At 55.1% G+C, this 6193-nt stretch carries 6 protein-coding genes; 3 read left to right on the top strand and 3 right to left on the bottom strand.

The window, feature by feature from the left end:
• Nucleotides 1-711 precede the first annotated feature (711 nt).
• Genes EFD55_RS32675 through EFD55_RS32665 form a run of 3 tightly spaced genes read right to left on the bottom strand, consistent with a single transcriptional unit; the run spans nt 712 to nt 3307 of the window.
• Nucleotides 712-1512: an ABC transporter permease gene (locus EFD55_RS32675; protein WP_125851218.1), complete on the bottom strand. Its 801-nt coding sequence runs from the start codon at nt 1510-1512 to the stop codon at nt 712-714.
• Between the two features lie 2 nt (nt 1513-1514).
• A complete protein-coding gene (locus EFD55_RS32670; protein ID WP_245438694.1) occupies nt 1515-2312 on the bottom strand; it encodes an ABC transporter permease in 798 nt (265 codons plus the stop codon).
• Complete coding sequence (locus EFD55_RS32665; RefSeq protein WP_125851216.1) at nt 2309-3307, bottom strand: ABC transporter ATP-binding protein; 999 nt, start codon at nt 3305-3307, stop codon at nt 2309-2311. Before EFD55_RS32665 ends, EFD55_RS32670 begins: the two co-directional genes overlap by 4 nt.
• A gap of 527 nt (nt 3308-3834) precedes the next feature.
• Between EFD55_RS32665 and EFD55_RS32660 the strand changes: the two genes are divergently transcribed.
• The 3 genes from EFD55_RS32660 (at nt 3835) to EFD55_RS32650 (ending at nt 6001) form a co-directional block, all read left to right on the top strand.
• Nucleotides 3835-4344 (top strand): GNAT family N-acetyltransferase, encoded by a 510-nt coding sequence (locus tag EFD55_RS32660; RefSeq protein WP_125851214.1) that lies wholly within the window; start codon nt 3835-3837, stop codon nt 4342-4344.
• A 247-nt stretch (nt 4345-4591) separates the two neighbouring features.
• Nucleotides 4592-4810 carry a hypothetical protein gene (locus EFD55_RS32655; RefSeq protein WP_125851212.1) on the top strand — a complete coding sequence of 73 codons (219 nt, stop codon included), beginning with the start codon at nt 4592-4594 and terminating at the stop codon, nt 4808-4810.
• 483 nt (nt 4811-5293) lie between these two features.
• On the top strand, nt 5294-6001 hold the full coding sequence (locus EFD55_RS32650) for a DMP19 family protein (protein WP_125851210.1): 708 nt from the start codon (nt 5294-5296) through the stop codon (nt 5999-6001).
• Nucleotides 6002-6193 lie beyond the last annotated feature (192 nt).

Here is a 6193-nt window from a genome sequence, read left to right as displayed (position 1 = left end):
CGCGCTGGCCCCTGACTTGCCTGCGCGCAGGCAAGTCAGGGGCCAGCCAATCCCATCCAACGTCTACTGCGAAGTCACTCCCGCCGGCTCGGCACCGAATACCCGCACTTCTCGACGACCGTTCACAATCCGAAGCAGGATCGTGGATCTTGACCCAGGCCGACAACTCTTTGTCGTCGCCCAACGCACTTTCCGGAACAGACTGATTTATGCGCGATGCAATCCATTTGGCGCGTTCGATTTTTATGGAAGAGGGGCGACGTACCGTCATGCTTTTGAACCGCCCTCCTCGCGCTTCTCAATATCGAACTGATCCATCAGCGGTCTTCATCCCCGTGTTAAGCCCGTCCAAATCATTGTGATCATTTATCGTAGGAGAGCACCAGCAGTGTCGCTTTCAGTTACCAATTTCAAACGTCAAAATATCATGCGCCGCTTAGTTTTAGCGGATATTTTTGGCGCCAGTTTCAGGTAAGGATTTCACACTGGCAGCTTAAAACTGCAAAAGCGATTGCAGGCCTTGAACGATCGCTGAGGAGAAGTGGCTGATTGTGCGGTGTATAGCGAAAGCAAGCTGGCTGGATAGGCTCTCCCAAGGGATCAGGGTCGGTCTGCACCGCGGTGGATCGGGTCGCCGCTGAATCACGTCTCACAGCGCTTTTGCGACAAATCAGGTAGCAACCTAATCATATAACTGCGACCCGCTATGCCTTACCCACCGCCGCTCTGGTAATGACCGACGCAATATCGCCAGTGCAGCATCGCCACGCCCGCAGACAATGGTCCAGCAATCAGCGTCAACGCCGGTCCCCATTCTCCGAGTATCGGAATATCCTTCCCCAAAATCGAAGCAACCGGCACGTAACTTATGAATGCCAGGGGCATCACTGTCAGCATTATGACCTGGATGGCGCCCGAAAAGATATTGAGCGGGTAGCGTGCCAACTGCCAGAAACCGAAGAAGATCGAATAAAGGTAATTTGACCGCCCCCAGATCAGCGCCGTGGCGCCGATCATCGTCATGACCGAGCAAACGAGCATCGCCGCGCCTATCAATGCCGCAAGCGCAAATGGGATAGTCCAGGCCGTCCATGCCGGATGCACCTGCGTCAAAGCCCAAACGCTCATGCCCAAACCGAGAAGAATATGGCCGCCATAGCCGATGTTAAGGCCGGAGAACACCAGATAGGCCCATGGGCTAATCGGCTTGACGAGCAAAGCGTCGAACTCGCCGCGCTGCACCAGACCCTCCATGTCACGCATCTGAACAAAGCTCAGCGAAGCGCCTAGGGAATAGGAAAGAATATGGAAGCCGAGCAGCAGCGCCATTTCTGGCCAGCGCCATCCACCCAAGACTTCAAACCGAGCAAGGATCAGCCAGATCGCCGCATAGGCGCTGGCGTAGCCGAATGCCTGGGAGATCCATCCAAGGAGCAGCGAAGCGCGATACTCCAGGCGCGTTCGGATGTGCAGCCCGGCAATGAACCATAGAGTAGACAGCGAATGGCCCATGCTCACCCCCCTTGCACGACAATGCGATGCCGAGCTCGCGACCACAACAAGCCCACGGCACCAGCCAGCACCAGAGCCCACCCCATGCCGACCACCAGCATCAGTCCCGCATCAAAAAGATCGAGTTTTCCGAGATAGACGGCCGCCGGGTAATAGGAAATCCAGGCAAAGGGAAGAAACCGCGCAATGGACGCCAGTGCCGATGGAAAGAACCAGAGTGGCACGATGCTGCCTGACAGGAAAGACATGATGCCCTGTAGAAACCACTCGAGCGAGCTCGCATCCATGATCCAGAACGACAACAGGCCGATGGTCGTCGCCAGCAGAAAGAAAACGGAGAACGACAAAAGCCAGAATGCTAAAAACAACATGGCATGAGCAACACTCGCTGGCGGCTGGATGCCGTAAATCATGCCAATGACCGCGATGACTGGCAAAACCAACGCAATCAGCGAAAAGCCGAGATTGCCGAGCTGAACGGCAAAGAGATAAAGCGGATAGTGAAAGGGTTTCAGCAGGTGAACGGCAACATCGCCGGTTTTGACAGCCTTGCCGACCTCGTTGATCAGATAGCCCGGCTCCCACGCGCCGAGTACCGTGCCAGCAATCAGCGAATAGGTGATCATGTCGGAAAGACTGACACCATCCACACTCGGCTTGCCCGTGAACACCGCCGACCAGATTGCAATCCTTGCCAGCACTTCGACAAGCCTGCCGAATAGGCTTGCCCATACTTCGCCGCGATAAGCCAAGCGTGTCTGAAACGCGGTTGCGGTGAAAGCGAGATACAGTCTGCTCACGCTGCCTCCACCGCCAGACGATTTTGGTAATAGGTACGGATCACCTCTTCGATATCGGGCGCGTCGAGAGAAACATCGTGCAGGTCGTAGCCGTTGCCCAATTCCGTGAGCACTTCGACCAGCGATGTCTTGTCATCGTCGAGCAGGAAGTGCCGCGTCATGCCCTCGCCGCCGACCGGCGTTGCACAACTCAAAACAACATCGCCCGGGTCGGATTTGAATTCCAGCGTCAATCGCCGTCGCGCGCCGAAGGCCGTGCGCAATTTGGTCAGCTCGCCGTCAAACAGAAGCTTGCCGTCGTCCACCATAATCAGCCGTGGGCAGATCTGCTCGATGTCCTGCAGGTCGTGGGTGGTGAGGATGATGGTGACGCCGCGTTCCTTGTTGATCTGTGACAGGAACTTGCGCACCACATCCTTGGCCATGACGTCCAGGCCGATGGTGGGCTCGTCGAGAAACAGGATCTTCGGATCGTGCAACAGCGCCATCGCTATTTCGGCGCGCATCCTCTGGCCAAGACTGAGTTGGCGGACAGGCCTGTCCAGAAACGGCGATATGCCCAGCATGTCGCAAAGCATGCCCAGGTTCTCGTCAAAACGGCTTTGCGCAATGTCGTAGATATGGCGGCTGAGTTCGAAACTATCCCGCACCGGCAGATCCCACCAAAGCTGGCTGCGCTGACCGAACACAACGCCGATTTCCCGGGCGTTGGCCATCCGCTCCTTGTGAGGCACGCGTCCGAGGACAGAAACTCCGCCACTGGAGGGCACCAAAATACCGGTCATCATCTTGATCATCGTCGATTTCCCGGCGCCGTTCGGCCCGAGATAACCCACGGCCTCACCAGCTCCGATCGTAAACGAGATCTCATCGACAGCCTTGACCTCGGTATATTCGGGAGAGACCAATCCCTTGAACGAACCGATCAGGCCCGGATAACGGCGGCGCTGACGAAAGGTTTTCGATGTCCTGTCGGCGACAATGATACCCGTCATGATAAGGAAACCCTTTTAGAACTGCACTTTCTACCCGCCGGCATATTAGCATCGAGATCGTATTGAATGGTGTGGAAGATGTCTTCGGAAGCACTGAGATGTCGCCGGCTATCGAATCAAATTATCGACCAAGGATTGCCGATGCACCAGCCCCTGTCTGCCCTGGGCGTCTCCGGCGGCGATTTGGTATATCGATGTCGCTGGCCTTGCAGGCCAGCTTTTGTAGGCAGCAACCGATGTAATATTCAGCTAAGCGCTGCAATGAAATCTGGGGCTGAAATCGACCAAAACTGTCGGTTTCACTTCCGGATTGCAAACGTCAAAATGTCATGGGTCGGTTGGGTTTAGAGGTCGTCGTGGGTCCGGCTTTCAGCTAAGGATTTCAGTGGACGCTTAGAAAGCAGTGTGATCGATGATCTCAGAGGGTTGCCGATCTTCTTCCGTATTGAAGGCGCAGCGGACGAAATGGCAACTTGTGCGCCAATTCAGCCAGGTACGCTGTTAGTCTAGAACGAGGTCGCTACAACATGCATATTCGCAAGGCCGTCTCCGCCGACGCGGAAGAGCTTTCTGGTCTCCTGAACGAGATCATCCGAGCCGGCGGAACAACTGCACTTGAGACGCCACTGTCGCCTGCAGAGTTCGCGGATTGGTTTATCGATGGCGAATTTGCTCTTGTTTGCCATGTTGCCGAGCACGATCGGTCGCTTGTCGGCTTTCAATCCCTGAGTCTCTATGGCGATCCCCCGAAAGGATATGCGGACATCGCGACCTTCGCCCGCGTGAATTCGAAAATACGCGGTATCGGCAGCACCCTCTTTCCCTCAACCCGAGTAGCAGCAGACGCGCTTGGGTTCGAATTTATCAACGCGACCATTCGAGCCGACAATGTCAGCGGACTTGCCTATTACGCGAAGATGGGCTTTGAGACCTACGACAGGCTGGTCCAGATTCCGCTTTTGGATGGAACCCCCGTCGACAGGATAAAGAAGCGTTTTAGGATCGCCGCCGAACACCAAACGGCGCACCACGCCTGAATTTGTCGGCGGCCTCCTGGCCAGCCTTGGCACCCCGGGACGTGTCCGATTTTCAGCTAAGTGCTGCAATTGCAGTCGGTAACTGAAATCGACACCGAATGTGCCCCACGTACCCTGAACGTTGTAAGTGGGGCAGATTGAGTGGCAAACGACCGCAGATCAAACTGATATCCGCAATCAGCCTCTATTTTGTTGGAGACGAAGTACAATAGGCTGCACGTGATGACCAGGACATGGGAAATGCAAAATGATCATAGACAAAGCCCACGCGAAGCGAATTATAGACCTCGTGGTTTCACTGGATCCCACCCTCAATAGGCTCGCCGAAGAAGTCACATCGATTGAGAACACCGAGCTTTCGAGGGAGCTAAGGGGAGCTCTCGCTGAAATCATGGGGCAGGCCATGATGGGTATCATTGTCCCGCTTGAGAAACTTTTTCCCGAGCTGAATCCCGATAAAGCATGACGATAATTGTTGTTTTGGAAAACGCTCGTCGTTCGACCTACGCCGCTGCGTACCGCTGGCTCTGTTGGTCCCATTCCCAATCAAATGCAGAGCGCCACCCATTCTGCTCCACGTACCCACATCTGCCGCCCGCATCGGTAAGTGGGGCAAAATGAGTGGCCGGGGCAGTGAAACCCTCTGTCGGCGGACGTCACAAACAGCACTCGACTTCGTCCGCATAGCGATCACGATCGAATGCAAAGGACGTTTGCGCCGGCTCGTGACAAGGATCGACCTATCCGGTCATCGATCCCCGAGGCTTACTTCATTTGCTCCGGGTCGCGCTCATCTGCAGCGAAACATCGCTTCCAGAAGGACAGGCGCGATGGTCTGTTGATCGCCCGTTAATCGGCATGAGCGATTATCCAAGGCTGACCGAAACGATATACGAAATGGTGGAGCATGGTCCCGTTACGTCCGAGTACGATAATCTGTCCAGTTCTGGTGTTCAGCGGCGTTCTCTGGATTTACGATGTAGGACATTCTCAACTTTACGAAGTCGAGACCGCTGCAATATTGCGAGCCCAGAAGGAGGCGGCGTCGCCTGCATCTGCCTCACATATTCCGGATCAAACGACCGCATTCAGAGCCTCACCGATCGTTTCTGCGGAGGCGCTCGCAAGTGGCGACGATCAGGGGATCGTGGAATCCAATTTCTCTGTTGTGGATAGTCTCCGAGATTCGAAAGTCCCAGAAAACGAGATTAATCGAGCTGCATTGGAGAGCCGTTACGTCGATTTCTTTTATGGCGAAATGGTGGACGGGGGCTTTGCACAGTTTGTGGGAGAATCTGAGTGGGATAGCCAAACGGTCGCAATGGTAAGAAAGGGGCTTGTCGACCTCAAGGCGTTCCGACACCTAGAGCTATTCGACGACGGGGCGGCCATTGTTGCCGCCATCGATCCAAAGGAACTGCAACAGTTCATCAATACACCCCAACCCAGTTCCAAAGACCCAGTACTTAGGAAACTGAGTTTGATTGATCGTCAATTCTTTGATCTTAACGACCGAGAAAGCCTCGTAAAATTGAATGCGGCGTGGCTCCGCCAACAGCCAAATTTGATCGCGCTTTCACCAGAGGCCCTTCGAAATGAACTCCAGGGCCGCGGAGTGTACCTCCCCCGTCGCGACAAGATCTTAGCGAAGAGTTGATGGAGTGAACCGAAGAGCCTTTTATATGGCATTAGCGGCTGCGTGAACCACAAAGCGATCTGCTGTGACCTGCCACTGAACTTTCATCCAGCGGCGGTTAGAGCCTCGGCGGCTTTGAATACGCCAAATGGCGCGGTGTGAGCAACCGGCGGAAACGCGAAGCTTTCATCTTGCGCAGCGTTGGAGCCGGTT

The sequence above is a fragment of the Rhizobium pisi genome (assembly GCF_003938655.1).
Classification (GTDB): Bacteria; Pseudomonadota; Alphaproteobacteria; order Rhizobiales; family Rhizobiaceae; genus Rhizobium; species Rhizobium pisi.
Note: the sequence above shows the minus strand (reverse complement) of the source record. Positions and strands in the feature narration are given on the sequence as shown.

Coding starts and splice junctions, on each gene's coding strand:
- EFD55_RS32675 (WP_125851218.1), bottom strand. CDS start 1,512: ATGGGCCATTCGCTGTCTACTCTATGGTTCATTGCCGGGCTGCACATC.
- EFD55_RS32665 (WP_125851216.1), bottom strand. CDS start 3,307: ATGACGGGTATCATTGTCGCCGACAGGACATCGAAAACCTTTCGTCAG.
- EFD55_RS32660 (WP_125851214.1), top strand. CDS start 3,835: ATGCATATTCGCAAGGCCGTCTCCGCCGACGCGGAAGAGCTTTCTGGT.
- EFD55_RS32655 (WP_125851212.1), top strand. CDS start 4,592: ATGATCATAGACAAAGCCCACGCGAAGCGAATTATAGACCTCGTGGTT.